The 4069-nt window shown below is 30.3% G+C and carries 2 protein-coding genes; both read left to right on the top strand.

Annotation, left to right across the window (positions count from 1 at the left end; translation table 11 throughout):
• Positions 1 to 1173 precede the first annotated feature (1173 nt).
• Complete coding sequence (locus tag ACYEKI_RS21075) at positions 1174 to 2010, top strand: M57 family metalloprotease (protein WP_459213194.1); 837 nt, start codon at positions 1174 to 1176, stop codon at positions 2008 to 2010.
• Between the two features lie 434 nt (positions 2011 to 2444).
• A partial coding sequence (locus tag ACYEKI_RS21080) for a PKD domain-containing protein (RefSeq protein ID WP_459213195.1) occupies positions 2445 to 4069 on the top strand: 1625 nt, incomplete at its 3' end.

Here is a 4069-nt window from a genome sequence, read left to right on the forward strand (position 1 = left end):
TCAATACATCAATAAGTTTCTATTTCAAAGAAATATCAACAATCTTAAAATTAATATTGCCTAAATGCACCACGGGTGTATATCTTAAATCTATATTGCTCTTTGAATAAGTGAATGAATAGTTAGAGGTTAGGGAAGGAGTTTTATGATTGTTAATAATAGTAATTGAACTTAAACATAGCATAAGTAACTGATATTCAAAAGTAAAATTTTAAACCTTCAAAATATGTTAATTTTGAACAAAAGGTGTACTCTAAAGTGTACTCCAGAACTTAGAAGTAATTAATTAAAATCTAAAGAACTGCTTTACAGTATCTTAAAGAATAGAGTGGTCGTTTTACTATCCCGAAGGTTTTGGTAATTTTCTTAGTAAAACAGAGAGCTTTACAAAAAATTAAACCACTGAATTTCAGTGGTTTAATTTTAATTTGTAGCGAGAACGGGAGTTGAACCCGTGACCTCCGGGTTATGAAAACGAAGCGATTTTTTGTTTTACCACTATAAATCAATTACTTAGATTTTAACAAAATGCATTATAAAGCATTTAGATACATTAGTGTACATTCAAAGTGTACATAAAGGTGTACAGTAGACATCATAAATCATCCAGATACTATTAATGTTTTATTACAAATACAAAGATAAATAAGTGAGTCTGTTTTATTAATTTTTGACCTAACAAACACATTAAAATTCATCCTTTCTTTCTTAAATAAGGGAAAAGATATTAATTAATATTTAAGTAAAAATACAGTATCATTTTCTATCCTATATAAAAAATAACTTCGTTTTTTTAACTGTCTAAATTATAATATTTAAGAATGAAGACATAAATGATTTTATATAAAAAAGTTAAATAATCTTTTAGTTATTATGTCTTATATTATAATACAAGTATTGTTTTGTAGGAAAATGTGAGAAATTTAATTATTTTGATATTATAATGTGACTTTGTGGTAATATATTTGATTAATTAATAATTATTACTATTATAAAATACTAATTTATCAAATTATGAATAGAGAAAGTATAATTTAAAACTGTTAGTTTTGTGTATTATATCGGTAAAACACATCCATTTAACGAAAATTTAATTAATTATGATTTTATTTAATAATCAGGCTGTTATATTTAGTAATAGTTAAATAAACGTTAATAAAATAAACTCGACTTATGAAAAAAAGTAAAATCATGATGTTTTTTGGAGCTGCCTTACTATCAGCTTCAGTATTTGTTTCATGTGAATCTGAATCTACAGAAGAAGTATCTGCTGTAGATCCGTTGATCTTAACAAAACTTCAAGCCTTAGGCTTCGATACAAGTAATACTTTTGAAGATACAATGAATGGTAAATCTGGATTTGTAGTAGAAGGTGATATCTTTTTAACAAAAAGTATGATTGCAGAATTATCTCAAGGTATAGATGTTGATGATCACGATTCAAATACAAAACATTATAGAACTAATAATGTTGTTAGTACTCCAAGAGTATTAAATGTATACATGGATGTTGAATTTAATGCAACAATGCAAGCCGCTTTTGATGAAGCTTTATCAAGATATAATGCATTAGGCTTAGATTTAACATTCCAAAGGGCTTCTTCTGAAGGTGCAGATATTGATATTTTATCAGAAAGATTAAAAAGAGTTCAAGGTAATGTGATTTTAGGTAGAAGTGCAGGTTTCCCAGACGCAGCAGGTAACCCAGCAACTCCAATTGTATTAAATTCTGCTGTGTTTAATCCTAGAAGAGGTGGAGTACCTGCAGATGCTGTTACTGTAATAGCTCATGAAATTGGACATGCTATAGGATTTCGTCATACAGATTATTTTGATCGTTCATTTAGCTGTGGTCGTGGTGGAGATGAAGGAGATGCTGGTGTAGGAGCATTATACATCCCAGGAACTCCAGCAGGACCAGAAAATGGATCTTGGATGTTAGCTTGTAGCAATGGGTCTGATAGACCATTTACTTCTGGTGATGTAACAGCTTTACAAGAAGTATACTAAGACATAAAGTCATAATAAATGTTTTAAAGGAGTCATAATTGACTCCTTTATGTATTTAATCGTATTACCAATAATATCTAATATAATGATGGATTACAATTAAATGAGAAAACAGATAGGGCTTAAAAAACAAAAGTTTAATAGAATTAGAATAAACTATAAACAACTAGTATATAGTAGTTTATTTTTGTTTTTTTTAGTTTTTCCTACAGTTATGTCTTAATTTTTTCTTAAATTTATATTAATCAAATCACTTCCCCTTTTAAACTATTAATTCATTTAATAGTGAAGATATAAAAATCAAATTCTCAATAAATCATACATGATAATGCCCCCAGCATTGTTATCCCCATATTATTAAAACAGTTTAGGATGTTTAATTCTCCATTTGGAGAATAGGATTGATATAGATTATAACTTATTAATTTAATAATATGAAAATAAATTACACTAGTATAATTACTATTGTAGGATTTTTAGTTTCTTTTAATGTAAATGCTCAATTAGTAATTTTTGATGGAGATAACTGTAATCCTCCCAATGGTGATGAGTGGGGAATTCCAGATGTTGTTGATGGAGATGATGTTCCTGCTGATACAGCAGATATAACCAATTTTTGGTTTGATCAAGACAATCAATATATATATATGGCATTTGAAAGATTAGCGACAGGTAATTCATCCTTTTCTTTCTTTTTAAATACAGACTGTAATAACAGTACAGGTGATTTAACAAAAGATGGGTCAGATTTAGCTATTTTCTTTGCAATTAGCCCAGGTAGTAACCCCACAATTACAGATAATACACTATTCGTGTGGAATGGTTCTATGTTTGTAGATACGGGTGTAACATTCGATGCTTTTTTAGGGAAAGAAAATTGCACAGGTAGTGAAGGCTTGTTTTTTGAATTTCGTGTTCTAATTAGCGATATAATAACACTTTGCGACACGACGAGCACATGTAATTCGATTACTATGGAAATAGGATCATCTTTGGCTGGAGGATCACCAAATTCAGCCTTAAAAGATACTTTTGATATTCCATTTACTCTTGGTATAAATTCGATTCCAACAGCTATTTTTAATCAATCAGATGTTTGTGCTGGAGCAACAACAATGTTTGACGGAACAAGCTCAACTTTCTTTGATAATAATACCTATACAGCAATTAATGCTCCTGATTTTGGAGATAGCATTACATTATATGAATGGGATTTTGATTATGATGGAAGTATTTTTACTACAAATGCTACTGGAAGCACGACTTCTTTCAATTATACTACAGCAGGAACTTATACTGCTGCATTAAGAGTAACCGATAGTTATGGTTGTACAGATATAGAAACACAAACGTTTACAGTTTTTGAAGCCCCTCAACCCATATATACATATACACCAGATGGTTCATGTGGATTTACTGTTGATTTTAATGCTAGTAGTTCTATTGATCCTACAGGAGGAAATGACCTCACTTATGAATGGGATTTTGATTATGATGGAAATACGTTTACAGTAGATGCTTCAGGAATAATGCCTCAAAATACATTTTCAGGATGTGCGACATATAGTGTTGCTTTAAGAGTAACTGATCCTACAACTCCTGCTCCTTGTGATGCAGTAATTGCTTTTCAGGATATAATGATTACGGATTTGGTAAATCCTACTTTTACGGTTCCTAATAATGTAACGATTACATGTACTGATGATATTTTAGATTTGATGTTAACAGGAGATGTTACAGACGAAGCTGATAATTGTAGTTCAGGTCTAGAAGCTACATTTACTGATGATACATCAGGTTTAAGTAGTTGTAACGGAACAGGAGATGTACTTAGAACATGGGAATTAACTGATAGTTGTGGTAATACGACACAACAAGTACAAACCATTACCATAGAAGATACAACTGCACCAGTATTTGTAGAAACACTACCAATAGATACAACAATAAGTTGTGATGCAGTGCCAACAGCAGTAGTCTTAACAGCGAATGACAATTGTGATGCATCAGTAAGCGTAAATTATACAGAGACGATCACAGGACAAGATGATGCATGTGC

This window comes from Aquimarina rhabdastrellae, from assembly GCA_947387485.1.
In the GTDB taxonomy this organism is placed as follows: domain Bacteria; phylum Bacteroidota; class Bacteroidia; order Flavobacteriales; family Flavobacteriaceae; genus Aquimarina.